Annotated in this window: 15 protein-coding genes; 5 read left to right on the forward strand and 10 right to left on the reverse strand. The window is 72.9% G+C overall.

Annotation, left to right across the window (positions count from 1 at the left end):
- Positions 1 to 1,433: 1,433 nt before the first annotated feature.
- From ACTT8P_RS07085 to ACTT8P_RS07095, 3 genes are all read right to left on the reverse strand, one after another.
- Entirely contained in the window at positions 1,434 to 2,021 is a 588-nt protein-coding gene (locus ACTT8P_RS07085) for a TetR family transcriptional regulator (protein WP_442830672.1), read from the reverse strand.
- A 24-nt stretch (positions 2,022 to 2,045) separates the two neighbouring features.
- Positions 2,046 to 3,050 carry an aldo/keto reductase gene (locus tag ACTT8P_RS07090; protein ID WP_442830673.1) on the reverse strand — a complete coding sequence of 335 codons (1,005 nt, stop codon included), beginning with the start codon at positions 3,048 to 3,050 and terminating at the stop codon, positions 2,046 to 2,048.
- Between the two features lie 150 nt (positions 3,051 to 3,200).
- Positions 3,201 to 4,583, reverse strand: coding sequence for a glycine--tRNA ligase (locus ACTT8P_RS07095; protein WP_442830674.1), 1,383 nt, complete (start codon positions 4,581 to 4,583; stop codon positions 3,201 to 3,203).
- Between the two features lie 138 nt (positions 4,584 to 4,721).
- Here ACTT8P_RS07095 and ACTT8P_RS07100 point away from each other — a divergent pair, with 138 nt between their 5' ends.
- The 4 genes from ACTT8P_RS07100 (at position 4,722) to ACTT8P_RS07115 (ending at position 7,878) form a co-directional block, all read left to right on the forward strand.
- On the forward strand, positions 4,722 to 5,690 hold the full coding sequence (locus tag ACTT8P_RS07100; RefSeq protein ID WP_442830675.1) for a zinc ABC transporter substrate-binding protein: 969 nt from the start codon (positions 4,722 to 4,724) through the stop codon (positions 5,688 to 5,690).
- Between the two features lie 26 nt (positions 5,691 to 5,716).
- Positions 5,717 to 6,487 (forward strand): metal ABC transporter ATP-binding protein, encoded by a 771-nt coding sequence (locus ACTT8P_RS07105; protein ID WP_442830676.1) that lies wholly within the window; start codon positions 5,717 to 5,719, stop codon positions 6,485 to 6,487.
- A gap of 6 nt (positions 6,488 to 6,493) precedes the next feature.
- A complete protein-coding gene (locus tag ACTT8P_RS07110) occupies positions 6,494 to 7,396 on the forward strand; it encodes a metal ABC transporter permease (protein ID WP_442830677.1) in 903 nt (300 codons plus the stop codon).
- A 71-nt stretch (positions 7,397 to 7,467) separates the two neighbouring features.
- Entirely contained in the window at positions 7,468 to 7,878 is a 411-nt protein-coding gene (locus ACTT8P_RS07115) for a Fur family transcriptional regulator (RefSeq protein ID WP_361167594.1), read from the forward strand.
- A 97-nt stretch (positions 7,879 to 7,975) separates the two neighbouring features.
- Here the strand turns inward: ACTT8P_RS07115 and ACTT8P_RS07120 are convergent, their stop codons facing one another.
- From ACTT8P_RS07120 to ACTT8P_RS07130, 3 genes are read right to left on the reverse strand one after another with little or no spacing between them, the layout of a single operon-like run.
- Positions 7,976 to 8,797, reverse strand: a complete 822-nt coding sequence (locus tag ACTT8P_RS07120; protein ID WP_361167591.1) for an isoprenyl transferase — start codon at positions 8,795 to 8,797, stop codon at positions 7,976 to 7,978.
- Between the two features lie 35 nt (positions 8,798 to 8,832).
- Positions 8,833 to 9,579 (reverse strand): DNA repair protein RecO, encoded by a 747-nt coding sequence (gene recO / locus ACTT8P_RS07125; RefSeq protein WP_361167588.1) that lies wholly within the window; start codon positions 9,577 to 9,579, stop codon positions 8,833 to 8,835.
- Positions 9,580 to 9,601: 22 nt separating this feature from the next.
- Positions 9,602 to 9,817, reverse strand: coding sequence for a hypothetical protein (locus ACTT8P_RS07130; RefSeq protein WP_442830678.1), 216 nt, complete (start codon positions 9,815 to 9,817; stop codon positions 9,602 to 9,604).
- A 575-nt stretch (positions 9,818 to 10,392) separates the two neighbouring features.
- Between ACTT8P_RS07130 and ACTT8P_RS07135 the strand changes: the two genes are divergently transcribed.
- Positions 10,393 to 11,817: an alpha/beta hydrolase gene (locus ACTT8P_RS07135; protein WP_442830750.1), complete on the forward strand. Its 1,425-nt coding sequence runs from the start codon at positions 10,393 to 10,395 to the stop codon at positions 11,815 to 11,817.
- Between the two features lie 28 nt (positions 11,818 to 11,845).
- Here ACTT8P_RS07135 and ACTT8P_RS07140 read toward each other — a convergent pair whose 3' ends face one another.
- The 4 genes from ACTT8P_RS07140 to ACTT8P_RS07155 form a co-directional block, all read right to left on the reverse strand.
- Positions 11,846 to 12,973 (reverse strand): hypothetical protein, encoded by a 1,128-nt coding sequence (locus ACTT8P_RS07140; protein WP_442830679.1) that lies wholly within the window; start codon positions 12,971 to 12,973, stop codon positions 11,846 to 11,848.
- A 75-nt stretch (positions 12,974 to 13,048) separates the two neighbouring features.
- Positions 13,049 to 14,056, reverse strand: coding sequence for an SCO2521 family protein (locus ACTT8P_RS07145; protein WP_442830751.1), 1,008 nt, complete (start codon positions 14,054 to 14,056; stop codon positions 13,049 to 13,051).
- 1 nt (position 14,057) lies between these two features.
- Complete coding sequence (locus ACTT8P_RS07150) at positions 14,058 to 15,035, reverse strand: SCO2522 family protein (RefSeq protein ID WP_442830680.1); 978 nt, start codon at positions 15,033 to 15,035, stop codon at positions 14,058 to 14,060.
- A complete protein-coding gene (locus ACTT8P_RS07155) occupies positions 15,032 to 15,949 on the reverse strand; it encodes an SCO2523 family variant P-loop protein (RefSeq protein WP_442830681.1) in 918 nt (305 codons plus the stop codon). The genes ACTT8P_RS07150 and ACTT8P_RS07155 overlap by 4 nt, the downstream gene beginning before the upstream one ends.
- Between the last annotated feature and the right edge of the window lie 3 nt (positions 15,950 to 15,952).

The raw sequence follows: 15,952 nt of genomic DNA on the forward strand, positions 1-15,952 counted from the left end.
GCCACGGCGCCGGCCGCGAGGCCCGCCGCGGGCGCGGCCCCGCGCGCGAGCAGCCGGGGCCCGGCCAGCACGAGCCCGGCCGCGGCCCCGGAGGTACGGGTCAGAAGTCCAGCCCCCATCACCACGGCCCTCAGCCCGCCTTCCGGCCCGTCCCCGTCGCCTTCCGGCCCGGTTTCCCGGCGCCGGCCCGCTTGGCCGCCGACCCGCTCTTCACCGCGGCCCCACTCCGCGCCACAGCCCCGGCCCCCTTCGCCACAGCGGTGTTCTTCGCCCGGGTGCCTGTGGTCATTCCGCTTTCGGTGGGGGTGGTTCGGGTGGGGGCAGGTCGGACGGGAGTGGTCCGCTTGGTACCGGCGGTCGCCTTCTTGACCGGGGCGGAGGCCGCGCTCGTCGGGGCGGAGGTCGTCTTGGCCGGGACAGCAGGCGTCTTCGCCGGGGCGGAGGCCGTCTTCCGGACCGTCTTCCGAGCCCCGGACGTCGTCTTGCCAGCCCCGGCGGTCCTCTTGGCTGCCGCAGCGGTCGTCTTCCGACCCGCGACGGCCGACTTGGCCGTCCCGGCGGCCGACTTCCGCGCGGCGACCGCCGACTTGGCCGTCCCAGCGGCCGACTTCCGCGCGGCGACCGCCGACTTGGCCGTCCCGGCGGCAGCCGTCTTCCGAGCCCCGGCGGCCGGCTTACCCGACCCAGCAGTCCCGGCGGTCCCGGCGGTCCCGGCGGTCCCGGTGCCCCTCTGCGTCCTCGCCCCGGCCGTCCCCGGCGCCGTCTTCCCGGCCGTCCCCGCCGTTTTACGGGCCCCGGCCCCCGCCTTGCCGACTCCCGCCGTCTTACGAGCCCCCGCCCCCGTCTTCCCGGCCCCCGCCGCCGTCGTGGCCGATCGCGCCGCCGTCTTCCGTACACCGGCCGCCGCCTTACGGGCACCAGCCGCCGTTCCCTCTTCACCTGCGGCCCCCGACCGCGCCCCGCCCCGAGCCGCCGTCACCGCCCCCGACGCACCGCCCCCGACCCCCACAGCCGTATCCGAGCCCGCATCCGAGCCCACCGCCCCCCGACCCCGATCCTGAGCCCTGTCCGGAGCCCGTTCCCGATCCCGCTCCCGAGGCTGTGTCAGCCAAGCCACCGCCGCTCCCGCGGCCGCCACCGGCCACTCCACGAGCCCGGCGATCCCCGCCACCCCCGCGCCGGTGTAGACGGCCAGCCGCCGCCCGCGTGGCGACACCGCGCCGATCCGGTCCAGCACCCCGCCGGCCACCTTGCCGACCGTCCCGGCACCCGGCACCCGTGCCAGCGCCGTGACGGCGGCGCCGAGTGGCCCCGGGAGACCCTGTGCCGCCGACTTCTGCTCAGCCATGACCGTCCTCCACGCGCGTGCTCGCCCTTGGCAACATCACCTTCCGGTACGCGCCGGGTTCCCGCACCTCGGACAGCCATCCGCCCTAGATCCGCAGCCCCCGCACCAACAACCCCACCACCGCCTCGAACTCGTCCTCGATCCCCGGCCGCCTCCACTCCCCCGCGTGGCAGGGGTCGTGGAAGTGGACGGTGGCCCGGAAGAACGCGTCGGCGGCCGTCTCCGGGTCACCGGCGGTGAAGACTCCCGCCTCCGTCCCGTCCCGCACGATCCGGGTCAGCTGGGTGGTCAGGTCGTCGAGGTGGTCCCCGACCACCGTGCCGTTCTCCCCGACCAGCACCGAGTACGTGGCGAACAGTTCGGGATCGTCGCCCGCCTTGCGGCGCTTGGCCTCGAACAGCGCCCGCGCCCAGTCCCGCAGCCGGGTCTCCGGGTCGGCGTCGGCGTCGGCGATCCCGGCCAGTGCCTCGGAGGTACGGTCCAGCCACCGCTTGGTGACCGCCTCGCGCAGCGCCGCCTTGGTCCGGAAGTGCCGGTAGACGCTGCCGTGGCTGACGCCGAGCGCGCGGGCCACGTCCACCACGGTGGCCTTGGCCGGGCCGTGCCGGCGCAGCACCTCCTCGGTGGCTTCGAGGATGCGCTCGGCGGTCAGGGTCTCGGAGGTCGGTGCCATGGCCTAGACCGTACCGGGCGCCGATCAGCGTTCGACGTGGGCCATCTGGGCCGCCGGGTAGCGCGCCCCGGCGGCGGCGCCGGCGGGCACGGCCTCCTCGACGGCGGCCAGGTCGGCGGCGTCCAGCGTGACGTCCACCGCGCCCAGCGCCTCGCCGAGCCGCTCACGGGTCCGGGCACCGATCAGCGGCACGATGTCCGCGCCCCGGGAGAGCACCCAGGCGATGGCGACCTGGGCGACGCTCACGCCCCTGCCCGCGGCGATCTTCCGCAGCGCCTCGACGAGGTCCAGGTTGTGCCGGAGGTTGTCGCCCTGGAAGCGCGGCGAGTGGGCGCGGAAGTCGGTGGCGGCGAGCTGCCGGTCCGCGGTGAAGTGCCCGGATATCAGCCCGCGCGAGAGCACGCCGTACGCCGTGACACCGATGCCCAGTTCCCTGACGGCCGGCAGGATCTCGTCCTCGATGCCGCGCGAGATGAGCGAGTACTCGATCTGAAGGTCGCTGATCGGCGCGGTGGCGGCGGCCCGCCGGATGGTGCCGGCCCCGACCTCGCTGAGCCCGATGTGGCGTACGTACCCCTTCTGCACCAGTTCCGCGATGGCGCCGACCGTCTCCTCGATCGGCACGTCGGGGTCGAGGCGGGCGATGCGGTAGACGTCGATGTGGTCGACGCCGAGCCGCTGGAGCGAGTAGGCGGCGAAGTTCTTCACGGCGGCGGGCCGCCCGTCGTAGCCGGACCAGCCGCCGTCCGGGTCGCGCAGCGCGCCGAACTTCACGCTGACCAGCGCCCGCTCCCGGGCGGCGGCGGGGGCGGCGCGCAGGGCCTCGCCGATCAGCATCTCGTTGTGGCCCATGGCGTAGAAGTCGCCGGTGTCGAGCAGCGTGACCCCGGCGTCGAGGGCAGCATGGATGGTGGCGATGGACTCGGTCCGGTCCGCCTCTCCGTAGAGCGCGGACATGCCCATGCAGCCGAGGCCGAGGGCGGAGACCTGGGGTCCGGTGGTTCCGAGGGAGCGCGTTGGCATCGTCATGCCTCCACGATGACATGACAGCTGACAGATTTCAATATCTGTCAGCTGTCAACTGTCATTCATTCGGCGGTCGGCTCCCGGAACGCCGACGACCCCCGCCCCGGACCCGAAGGTCCGGCACAGGGGCCGTCGAAAACGGAAGGAAGGACCTCAGCAGCCCACCAGCCGCCCGGCGAGGTACCCCTCGATCTGGTCCAGCGACACCCGCTCCTGCTTCATCGAGTCCCGCTCGCGCACCGTCACCGCGTTGTCCTCGAGGGTGTCGAAGTCGACCGTCACGCAGTACGGCGTGCCGATCTCGTCCTGGCGGCGGTAGCGGCGGCCGATCGCGCCGGCGTCGTCGAAGTCGATGTTCCAGTTCTGCCGCAGCGCCTGGGCGAGGCCCTTGGCCTTCGGGGACAGCTCCGGGTTGCGGGACAGCGGCAGCACGGCGACCTTCACCGGGGCGAGGCGCGGGTCGAGCCGCAGCACGGTCCGCTTCTCCATCTTGCCCTTGGCGTTGGGCGCCTCGTCCTCGATGTAGGCGTCGAGCAGGAACGCCAGCATCGCGCGGCCGACACCGGCGGCCGGCTCGATGACGTACGGCGTCCAGCGCTCGCCGGCCTCCTGGTCGAAGTAGGAGAGGTCCTGGCCGGAAGCCTTGGAGTGGGCGCCGAGGTCGTAGTCGGTGCGGTTGGCGACGCCCTCCAGCTCACCCCACTCGCTGCCGCCGAACTGGAAGCGGTACTCGATGTCCGCGGTGCGCTTGGAGTAGTGCGAGAGCTTCTCCGCCGGGTGGTCGTACCACCGCATGTTCTCCTCGCGCAGGCCGAGGCCGGTGTACCAGTTCCAGCGCTGCTCCATCCAGTACTCCTGCCACTTCTCGTCCTCGCCCGGCTTGACGAAGAACTCCATCTCCATCTGCTCGAACTCGCGGGTGCGGAAGATGAAGTTGCCGGGCGTGATCTCGTTGCGGAAGGACTTGCCCATCTGGGCGATGCCGAACGGCGGCTTGCGCCGCGAAGTGGTCTGCACCTGGCCGAAGTTGGTGAAGATGCCCTGCGCGGTCTCGGGCCGCAGGTAGGCGACGGAGCCGCTGTCCTGGGTCGGGCCGAGGTGGGTGGAGAGCAGGCCGGAGAACTGCTTGGGCTCGGTGAACTGGCCCTTGTTGCCGCAGTTGGGGCAGTTGATGTCGGTCAGGCCGTTCTCCGGGGCGCGGCCCTTCTTCTCCTCGTACGCCTCTTCCAGGTGGTCCGCGCGGAACCGCTTGTGGCAGGCGGTGCACTCGGTCAGCGGGTCCGTGAAGGTGGCGACGTGACCGGAGGCGACCCAGACCTCGGGGGCGAGGATCACGGACGAGTCGATACCGACGACGTCCTCGCGCGAGGTCACCATGTAGCGCCACCACTGGCGCTTGAGGTTCTCCTTGAGCTCGACACCCAGCGGACCGTAGTCCCAGGCGGCACGCTGGCCGCCGTAGATCTCACTACAGGGGAAAACGAAGCCACGGCGCTTGCTCAGGCTGACGATGGTGTCGATCTTGTCGGCGGCCACGGTGCTCTCTTCATTACGACGACGGGCGACGAAGCGAGATGCTTCCAGCGAATGCTTCAGGTTACCGGCGCCGCCCGGCCCGTAACCAAATCGGGTCCTTGTTGACAACCGTTTCCAGATTTGTTGAAAATGAGTGTCATGAACGTACGACGACGTCCCATATCCGGCATAGCGGTCGCCGCGGTCACCGCGCTCGGCCTCGGCACCCTCTCCGCCTGCTCCAGCGACAGCGCGGAGGCGAGCGGCGGCGGGGGCAGCGACAAGTTCGACGTCGTCGCGTCGTTCTATCCGATGCAGTACCTCGCCGAGCAGATCGGCGGGGACCATGTGAACGTCACCACCCTCACCGAGCCCGGCCAGGAGCCGCACGACCTGGAGCTGAGCACCAAGCAGACCGCCGAGCTGGGCGAGGCGGACGCGGTGCTCTACCTGAAGTCGCTGCAGCCCGCCGTGGACGAGGCGGTCGCCCAGTCCGGCGTCAAGACCAAGATCGACGCGGCCTCGCTGACCAAGCTGGAGGACCACGGCGACGTCGAGCACGAGCACGGGGACGAGGAGTCCGGCTCCGAGGAGGAAGAGGAGTCCACCCTCGACCCGCACGTCTGGCTGGACCCGGTGAAGTACGCCGAGGTCGCCAAGGGCGTCGCCACCGCCTTCGAGAAGGCCGACCCGGACCACGCCACCGACTACAAGAAGAACGTCGCGACGCTGACGACGAAGCTCGACGGTCTGAACACGGCGTACGAGAACGGTCTGAAGACCACCGACACCAAGGTCTTCTTCACCAACCACGCCGCCTTCGGCTACCTCGCCGAGCGCTACGGCCTGACCCAGGAGGCCATCGCCGGGCTCGACCCGGAGAGCGAGCCCAGCCCGGCCCGGATCAAGGAGCTCCAGGAGGAGGCCAAGGCCGACGGCGTGACCACCGTGTTCTACGAGACACTGGTGTCGGACAAGACCGCGAAGACCCTCGCCAAGGACGCGAACCTGAAGACCGATGTCCTCGACCCGCTCGAAGGCATCACGAAGAAGTCCGAGGGCGAGGACTACATCGAGGTCATGCAGTCCAACCTCGAAGCGCTGAAGACCGCCCTCGGCGCCAAGTGACAGCTTTTGACCGTACGGAGGCCCTCGTGAGCGACGAGCCCGTCATATCCCTGCGCGGAGTCCGCGCCGAACTGGGCTCGCGCCTCGTCCTGCGCGGCATCGACCTCACCGTGCGCCGCGGTGAGGTCGTCGCGCTGCTCGGCGCGAACGGCTCCGGCAAGTCGACGGCCGTGCGCGCCGTCATCGGCCAGGTGCCGGTGGCGGCCGGCGAGGTCGAGCTGTTCGGCACCCCGCGGCGCCGGTTCCGCGACTGGGCCAGGGTCGGCTACGTGCCGCAGCGCACCACGGCCGCGGGCGGCGTGCCCGCGACAGTGACCGAGGTGGTCTCCTCCGGACGGCTGTCCCGGACCCGCTTCGGGGTGCTGCGCAAGGCCGACCACGCGGCGGTGCGCCGCGCCCTGGACCTGGTCGGCATGGCCGAGCGCGCCAAGGACTCGGTCGACGCCCTCTCCGGCGGCCAGCACCAGCGCGTGCTGATCGCCCGCGCGCTGGCCGCCGAACCCGAGCTGCTGATCATGGACGAGCCGATGGCCGGCGTCGACCTGGCCAGCCAGCGGGTGCTCGCCGAGACCCTGGAGCGGCAGGTGGCGGCCGGTACGACCGTGCTGCTGGTGCTGCACGAACTCGGCCCCCTGGAACCCCTCATCGACCGGGCGATCGTGCTCCGCGACGGCTGCGTGCTGCACGACGGCCCGCCCCCCGAGGCGGTCGGCCAGCACGCCCTGCCCGGCCACGACCACGTACACCCGCACGACGCCGCGGGCGCCGAACCGATCCGCACCGGACTGCTGAGCTGATAGCCGATGGACATCCTGAACTACGCCTTCATGCAGCGGGCCCTGCTGGCCGCCGTCCTGGTCGGCATCACCGCCCCCGCGATCGGCATCTACCTGGTCCAGCGCCGCCAGGCCCTGATGGGCGACGGCATCGGCCACGTCGCGATGACCGGCGTCGGCCTCGGCTTCCTGCTCTCCTGGTCCCCGGTGTGGATGGCCACCCTGGTCTCCGTGCTGGGCGCGGTACTGATGGAACTGATCCGCTGGTACGGCCGCACCCGCGGCGACATCGCCCTCGCCATGCTGTTCTACGGCGGCATGGCCGGCGGCGTGATGTTCATCAACCTGGCGCCGGGCGGCTCCAACGCCAACCTGACCTCGTACCTCTTCGGCTCCCTGTCGACGGTGAGCGAGTCGGACGTCACCGCGATCTGCTGTCTGGCCGCCTTCGTGGTGCTGGTCACCCTGGGGCTGCGCCGCCAGCTCTTCGCGGTCAGCCAGGACGAGGAGTTCGCCCGGGTCACCGGGCTGCCGGTGCGCGCGCTGAACCTGCTGACCGCCGTCACCTCCGCGATCACCGTGACCGTCGCCATGCGGGTGGTCGGCCTGCTGCTGGTGTCCGCGCTGATGGTGGTGCCGGTGGCCGCCGCGCAGGCGCTCAGCCGCAGCTTCGCCGCCACCTTCGCCATCGCCGTCGCGATCGGCGTCGCGGTCACCCTGGGCGGCACGGTCACCTCGTACTACCAGGACGTGCCGCCCGGCGCGACGATCGTGCTGCTGACCATCGCCGCGTTCATCGTGCTGAGCACGCTCGCCACCCCGCTGGCCAGGCGACGCGCGCGGGCGGCCGCCGCCGCGCGGGGCGCCGCCGACCCGGCCGAGTGCCGCGTCCCGGCGGGGCGGGCGGCCGGCGACGAGGCCGGCGTCTGACCGGCGTCCGGCCCACGGCTGCCGGGGCTGGCACAATGGCCCCGGCAGCGCAGACGTGAGGAGGCAACCCGGTGACCACCGCTGGACCACCCGTGAAGGGCCGCGCCACACGGCAGCGCGCCGCAGTGTCGGCGGCTCTCCAGGAGGTCGAGGAGTTCCGCAGCGCGCAGGAACTCCACGACATGCTCAAGCACAAGGGCGACTCGGTCGGGCTGACCACGGTCTACCGCACCCTCCAGTCCCTCGCCGACGCCGGCGAGGTCGACGTGCTGCGCACCGCCGACGGCGAGTCCGTCTACCGCCGCTGCTCCAGCGGCGACCACCATCACCACCTGGTCTGCCGCTCCTGCGGCAAGGCCGTCGAGGTGGAGGGCCCCGCCGTGGAGAAGTGGGCGGAGGCGATCGCCGCGGAGCACGGCTACGTCAACGTGGCCCACACGGTGGAGATCTTCGGCACCTGCGCGGAGTGCGCCGCGGGTTGAGCGGGGTCCCCGCGCCCCTGAAGCGCGCGGCGCAGCCGCAAGCTTCAGGGGCGCGGGGAACTGCGCGACCAGCCCCCACACACCCGCACCCGACCGACTACCCCTCAGCCCGCGGCACCTCGTTGGGGATCGCCCCGCCGAACCGCCGGTCCCGGGAGGCGAACTCCAGGCACGCCCGCCACAGGTCGCGCCGGTCGAAGTCCGGCCACAGCACGTCCTGGAAGACCATCTCGGCGTACGCGCTCTGCCACAGCAGGTAGTTGGACGTGCGCTGCTCCCCACTGGGCCGCAGAAACAGGTCGACGTCCGGCATGTCCGGGTAGTAGAGGTACTTCGCGATCGTCTTCTCGTTGACCTTGGACGGGTCCAGCCGCCCGGCCGCCACCTCCTCGGCGATCGCCTTCGCGGCGTCCGCGAGCTCGGCCCGGCCGCCGTAGTTCATGCAGAAGTACAGCGTGAGCCGGTCGTTGCCCTTGGTCTGCTCCTGGGCGATCTGGAGCTCCTTGGCGACCGACTTCCACAGCTTGGGCATCCGGCCCACCCAGCGCACCCGGACGCCGAGTCCGTCCAGGGTGTCGCGGGACTTGCGGATGAAGTCCCGGTTGAAGTTCATCAAGAAGCGCACCTCGTCGGGCGAGCGCTTCCAGTTCTCGGTGGAGAAGGCGTACAGGGAGATGCTCCCCACGCCCATCTCGATGGCCCCCTGGAGCACGTCCATGACCTGCTCGGCGCCGACCTTGTGGCCCTCGGTGCGGGGCAGCCCGCGCTGCTTGGCCCAGCGGCCGTTGCCGTCCATGACGATGGCCACGTGCTCCGGGACCAGTTCCCCGGGGAGCTTCGGCGGCCGGGCGCCGGACGGGTGCGGCTCGGGTGTCCGGTACTCCCGGCGCTGACGCCCCAGAATCCCGCGTACGGCCATATCGCTACATCTCCTACTTCTTGTCCCGGGTCTCGCTACTTCTCGACGTACCGCAGGGAGCGCAGTCCCCGCTCCAGATGCCAGTGCAGGTAGGCGGAGACCAGTCCGCTGCCCTCCCGGACGTGCCGCGGCTCGGCCGCGTCCGCCGTGGCCCAGTCTCCCGCAAGCAGCGCGCCGAGCAGTTCCAGGGCCTGCGGCGAGGGTACGACGGAGCCGGGCACCCGGCAGTCGACGCAGACCGAGCCGCCCGACCCGACCGAGAAGAACCGGTTCGGACCCGGCATGCCGCACTTCGCGCAGTTGCCGAAGGTCGGCGCGTACCCGTTGACGGCGAGGGAGCGCAGCAGGAACGCGTCCAGGACCAGACCGGGGGCGTGCTCGCCCCGGGCCAGCGTGCGCAGCGCCCCGACCAGGAGCAGGTACTGCTGCACGGCCGGTTCGCCCTCGTGGTCGGTGAACCGCTCCGCCGTCTCCAGCATGGCCGTCCCGGCGGTGTACCGGCCGTAGTCGGTGACGATGCCGCCGCCGTAGGGCGCGATGGTCTCGCTCTGCGTGCACAGCGGCAGCCCGCGGCCGACCAGCTCGCTGCCCTTGGCGAAGAACTGCACGTCGACGTGGGAGAACGGCTCCAGCCGGGCGCCGAACTTGGACTTGGTGCGCCGCACGCCGCGCGCCACGGCGCGTACCCGGCCGTGACCGCGGGTGAGCAGCGTGATGATCCGGTCCGCCTCACCCAGCTTCTGGGTGCGCAGCACGATGCCGTCGTCGCGGAACAGACTCATGGCACCCATTGTCGCCCACGTTTCAAGGCACCTCGCCGCGGCTGCGGGCGTTGGCGTACGCCGTGCCCGCGCCGATCCGCTCGGCGGGCGTGGCCCGGCGCACCGCGCCCGGCTCGGCGTCCCACTCCCGTCCGCCGCCGCACGGCCGCAGCTGGACGTACGGTCCCTCGTGCCCCATGACGATCCCCACCCTTCCGTTCCGGGTGTCCACGACGTACGCACCGACGGGTTCCAGCACCGCGTCCTCCGCTCCTCGGCCCCGTTCGCTGCGGGCCGATCACCGTTGTCCGACCGAGTCCCCCGTCTCCTCTGTTTTTCGGTTTCGCGCCCCGCCTCCCCAAGGTGACGTTTCCGCACCCGTCCCAGGAGCCGCCCGCGTCCCGCAAGTGCGGTGGGAGGCAGGGGAGTTCGGGATCGTCGTCGGGTACGGGGGGAACCTGCCGTTCGAGCATGTGACGCGCAGGGCGGACGGTGTTCGAGTGAAGGACCCGATCGGGTGCGAGGGGCGGGTCTCGGGGACGTCCCCGAGACGGCCGCGGGGGTAAACCCCCAGGCGAATCGGGTGCTTCCCGGATGGGTCCGGCGGCCCGTCTCGGCGACGCTGCTCGTATGCCACAGACCACACGCACAACGCACACCGCACCTACGACGGGTACTGCGCACACCGCGCATACGACGGGCCCTGCGCGCACAGCGCACGCGACGGGCCCTACGCATGGGTCGCGGACCGCGGCCGCCCCGCGGGGCCGCCGCGCCGCCGCCCTCGTGGGCGCCGGTGCCGTCCTGCTCGGCCTGACCGTGCCGGTGACGGCCATGACGGCCGTGCCCGCCGCCGCGGCCCCGGCCGCCACCACCGCCCCGCTCGCCTGGACCGCGTGTCCCGAGGGGCCGGGTGTCGACCCCCGGCAGCAGTGCGCCACCCTGCGCGTCCCCCTGGACCACGCCGACCCCGGCGGCGGGACGATCGACATGGCCGTCTCCCGGGTCCCGAGCGAGAGACGCGCCGCCCGGCGCGGCTCCCTGTTACTGATCCCGGGCGGACCGGGCGGCTCCAGCCTCAACGACCCTTCCGGAAAGGGCCAGAAGCTGCCCCAGGAGGTACGGGACGCCTACGACCTGATCGGCTTCGCGCCACGCGGCATCGCGCCCTCCACCGCCGCCGACTGCGGCCTGGACCCCGCCGACCTGGCACCGTCCGTCACCCGCCCCTGGCCCGCCCCGGACGGCTCGATCGACGGCAATCTGGCCACCGCCGCTCGCATGGCGGCCGCCTGTGCCCGCAACGGCGGGGAGCTGGTCGAGCACCTGAGCACGGTCGACGAGGTCCGGGACCTCGACCTGCTGCGGGCCGCGCTCGGCGAGCGCCGGATCTCCGCGTGGGGGGTGTCGTACGGGACGTACGTCGGCGCGGTCTACCACGAGCTGTTCCCGCACCGCACCGACCGGATCGTCCTGGACAGCAACGACGACCCCGACCCGGAGCGGGTGGCCCGCGCCTGGCTGGCCGGGCACGAGCAGGGGGTGGAGGACGTCTTCCCGGACTTCGCCGCCTGGGCGTCCCGGCCGGGGCCGTACCGGGTGGCGCGGACGGCCGCCGAGGTCCGGCCGCTGTTCCTGGAGCTGGCCGCCCGCCTGGACCGCGAGCCGATCCCGTGGCCGGGCGCCAATCCGGCGGAGCTGAACGGCAACGTGCTGCGGCAGACGATGCTGGACAGCCTGTACGCCCCCGCCAGGTACCCGGTGCTGGCCGAGCTGATGAACGCCGCCCGCCGGGGCACGGTGCCGCCCGCGCCGGCCGCCCCGCCCGAGGAGGTGCTTCAGAACGTCACCGCGGTCGCCGCCTCGACCATATGCAACGACGTCGCCTGGCCCCGGACGGCCGCCGCGTACCAGGAGGACGTCGCCGAGAGCCGGGTCAAGTACCCGCTCACCGCGGGCATGCCGCGAGGCGCGATGCCGTGCGCCGCCTGGCCGTACCCGCCGAAGCGGGCACCGGTCCGGATCACGGACCGGGGGCCGTCGAACGTCCTGCTGATACAGAACGAACGGGACGTCGCCACCCCGCTCGCCGGCGCGCACCGGCTGCGCGCCGCCCTCGGCCGGCGCGCGGTCATGGTCACCGTGAACTCCACCGGCCACGACGCCTACCTGGCCAACGGCAACGCCTGCGGGGACGCCGCGGTCTCCCGCTTCCTGGCGACCGGCGAGCGGCCGGCCGGCGACACGTACTGCCCCTGAGCGCCCCTGGTCGGTTACCCCTGGTCGGCTACCCCTGGTCGACCATCCAGGTGCCGTCCTCCTCGTCGTCGACGCGGACCTCCAGTTCCCGGAGGTTCATGCCCGCCTCCCACAGTTCCCGGAACCGCTTCATCCGGTCCTGTACGTGGTCCTGGCGGGCGTTGAGCCGGGTGCGGACGTTGACCTCGCGCAGGTCCTGCTCGATCTCGAAGGTGACCTCCTCGTCGTAGACGATGAAGTCGTCGGTGGTGCCGCGCTGGAGGTGCTGCGGGAGTTCGGGCAGGACGGCGACGCGGACCTCGATGCGCAGCAGTTCCTGTTCGTCGCACAGGCGCAGCAGCTTGTCGTCGAGTTCGCGGGCGCTCTGGAGCAGGAAGAGCCGGCTCACCGGGACGCCCCGCTCCTCGATCACCTCCTTCTGGGCCTGGAGGTAGCGGCTGGCGGGCTCGCTGTTCCAGAACTCACGGTCCACGGAGGTGCTGATGGCGCAGATGGCGTGCTGGGCGGCGCGGGTGAGGGTGAGCATCCAGTCGTGGTTCTCGCCGGGGCACTCCGCGGTCAGGTTGGTCAGGTCCGACAGATGGCCGACCACCCGTTTCATCTCCATGCGGACGAACGTGCCGAGGATCGCCGGACCGGGGGCCAGCACGTCGGCGAAGCTGTGCGCCAGGTCCGGCACCCCGTCGGCGTCGGTGCGGACCTCCAGGTCGCGGGCGGCGTCCTCGTCCCGGCCGGCGCCGGGCAGCCGGGTGTCGACCAGGTGCCGCAGGTCCTCGGTGCAGCGGGCCAGGCCGGTGCGGAGTTCGTCGTCGTGGCGCCGCAGGCCGTCCTCGAGGGCGGCGGCGGTCTCGGCCAGCGCGCCGCGGGTGCGCCGGTCCTGGTCCTGTACTCGCCGGTCCAGGGCGAGGACGTGCTGGACGGCGACCGCGGCGGCGGCGCACAGCAGTGCGGCGGCGAACTGCCGCGCCACCTCGGTCTCGGGGCCGAGCAGTGCGGCGACGCCCCAGGCGAGGGCGCCGACGACCAGGCCGGCCGCCAGCCGGCGGGGCCACAGGCCGGTGCCGGGATGTCGCTGGCCGATGCTCCGCACCCGGGCCGCCAGGGTGGCGGGCGGCGGTGCGGGGTCCGGTGGTTGCGGTGACTGTGCCGTGCTCATCTCGCTTCTCCCCCCGTCGGGATGCGCTCGGATCGACGTGCGGTGATGTGCTGGGGGCGGTTGGGCGGTGCGGCGTCAGGGGGCGAGTTCCACCTCCCGGTACCGGGCGGGGATCGCGTGCAGGGTGAGCTGGTCGCGGATGCGCTGCACCAGTGCCTGCCACTGCCGGGTGAAGCCGGGGCGGTCCTCCAGCGTCTGCCACAGCGGGGCCAGTTCGGCGGCCACCCGGGCCCGGGGCATCCACAGGTGCAGCAGGTGGTCCACGGCGGGGCGCAGCGCCAGGACGACGGCGGGCCGGTCGTCGGCGCCGGGCCGGGGCCGGGCGGGCGGCTCCGGTGTCCCGAGCCGTACGCCGTCCAGCAGGTGGACGACGGTGGTCAGCAGCCAGTCGTGCAGGGCGAGGTCGTCGCAGAGCCCGGCGATCCGGTCGGCCGGCGTGCCCGGCGGCACCCGCAGGCGCACGGTGCGCAGTTCGTCCTCGGCGAGGGTGAACCGTTCGAGGGCGGGGCCCTCGCCGGGCGCGGCGGGCAGGGCCGCCCAGCGCAGCCGGGTGGGGCGGGAGCGCAGCGGCGGACGCTGGTCGAGGAGGGGGTGGCGCAGCAACCGGGTGAGCAGTCCGTCGGCGATCAGGCCGACGTCCAGGTCGCCGTGGCGGCCGCCGCCGAGCACGCCCTCGGCGACGGCCTCGGGCCGCGCCCGGCCGAACGGTTCGACCGTGCCGGGCCGTACCAGGTAGTGGCCCCAGGGCCGGCGCCGGTCGGGTCCGGTGGGCGGCAGCCGGAAGTAGGCGGAGGTCTGCAGGACCCGGCCCTCGGTGAGCGCGGCGCGGGCGGCGACGGTGCCGACCGCGCGGACCCGGGAGCCGTTGGCGCTGGGCAGCGGGCAGTCGACGCCGGTGAGGGTCTCGGGGGAACGCGCGTAGAGGCCCGGCCGTTCGGACAGCAGGACGCGTTCGTCGGCGCGCAGGGCGAGGAACTGGGCGGCGCTGCGGATGTCGAGCGCCTGCCGGGTGGGCAGCAGGCGGGTGCGGATCTCGCCGCAGGCGAGTACGGCGTCCGGTGCGGTCGGCTCGGCCGGCGCCATGTCAGGGCCCCGCGTAGAAGACATAGGAGACACGGTCGGCGACCGAGTCGGGGACGGTGGCGTGCTCGGCGGCGGAGCGCCTGGCGACCTGCTCCAGCGCGCCGTGGTCGACGTCGAGTTGGTCGAGGACGACGCGTACGGCGTGCTCGACGGGCAGGAACCGGCTGGGCAGTACGGAGGCGGTGCGGTAGGCGGCGAAGGGGTCGGCGCGCGGGTTGAGCCGGATCAGGGCGGGCAGTTCGTCCCAGTCGTCGGGGAAGCCGGCGGCGGGCCGCTGCTGGGGGACGAAGACGGCCTCGCCCTCGTTGCGCAGCAGTCCGAGGCGGGCGAGCTGCCAGACGGCGGCGAGGAACGGGCAGGACCACAGCCGCTGGCCGTCGGCGCCGTCGCTCCACAGTTCGACGTCGAGGAAGACGGAGTGCCGGCGGGCGGCGGTCTCCTTGGGCGGCTGCCAGACGGTGGCCGGTTTCATCGCCTGCGCGGCCCGCATCACCGGGCTGCGCTCGCCGTTGGCCAGCCAGCCGGTCTGGGTGGCGGGCGGGCGCGCTCCGTAGCTGCCGGGCGGCGGGGACTCGACGATGCGGGCGGCCACCGCCTCGGCGACCGGCACCTTGCCGGTGACGGCGCAGCCGGACTCGCGGGCCAGGTAGTCGACGGTCAGTCCGGCCCGGGCGGCCTCGTCGACGATGCGCGGGACGAGTTCGGCGGGGCTGGAGAACCGGGCGAAGTAGTCGTCGATCAGGAAGCAGGTGCTGATCCGGGCGCGTTTGGGGCCGGTGGCCGCGGCGGCGACGGCACGGGCCGCCTGGGCCCAGGGCGCCACCCGGGCGAAGTGGTCCCGCAGCCGCTCGGGTCCGGCCTCGAAGTCCTCCAGGTACAGGTGGCCCAGTTCCAGCGAGAGGTGGGACAGCCCGACCGCCTGGGTGCGGGGATCGGCGGTGGTCTCCCGGAAGACCGGCCCGGTGTCGGGCTCCGTCACGGCAGCCCCCAGTACGAGTCGTCGGTCAGCCGCCGGGCGATCTCCTCCAGCGCCTCCAGTGTCTCCTTGTTCGCTATCTGCGTGGCGAGCACGTCCTCCTCGGTGATCAGCTGCTCCCGCCACTGGAGGATGGGCTCCAGCGGTACGACGCCGAGGACGACGCTGTCGCCGATGGCGTGCTCGGCGGCGAGCCGGCGCAGTGCCTCGTCGCAGGACTGCATCCAGGCGGCCTGCGCGGGCGAGCCCTGCGACCAGAGGGCCGACTCCGGGTCGGGGACGGCGGCCCGGACGAACCGGACGGCGGCCCGCAGCGCCTGTTCGTCGTGGCCGCGCTCGACGCCGCCCCTGATGATGCCGTGCTCGCGGTGGACCAGTCCGGAGGCGGCGATCACGTGCTGCCGGGTCCAGCGGTGGAAGACCAGCCAGCGGAAGGGCACGTTGCGCATCCGGGGGTGGGCGGTGGCGGCCAGCGCCATGTCGACGGCGTAGCTGCGGCCGGCGCTCAGATCGACCATGATCACGTCGAATTCGCCGTTGAGTCGCAGCAGCAGGTCGACGCAGCGTTCCAGGGCGTCCTCGTCGGTGGCGAACTCGCCGCCGCCGAGGTCACCGGGGAACAGCACCAGGCGGCCGGACTGGTTGGGCCAGGCGTGCAGTTGCGGGTGCTCGGTCTGCCGCCACACGTCGATCATGGCGGGGTCCGGGGTGAGGCCCTCCAGGTAGGAGTGCAGGCCGCGGTCGGCGGTGCCGCGCACGGCGCTGGGCACGTCGAAGACCGCGGCGGCGGTCGGCGAGCCGAAGTCGAAGTCCACGTAGGCCACGTGGTCCCCGTTCAGCGCGCGCTGGTAGGCCAGGTTGGCACTGGTCACCGAGCGGCCGGTGCCTCCCTTGTCGGAGGCGGCGAAGACGAGCACGGA

Origin of the sequence: Streptomyces sp. JW3, assembly GCF_052216785.1 — a bacterium.
GTDB lineage: Bacteria > Actinomycetota > Actinomycetes > Streptomycetales > Streptomycetaceae > Streptomyces.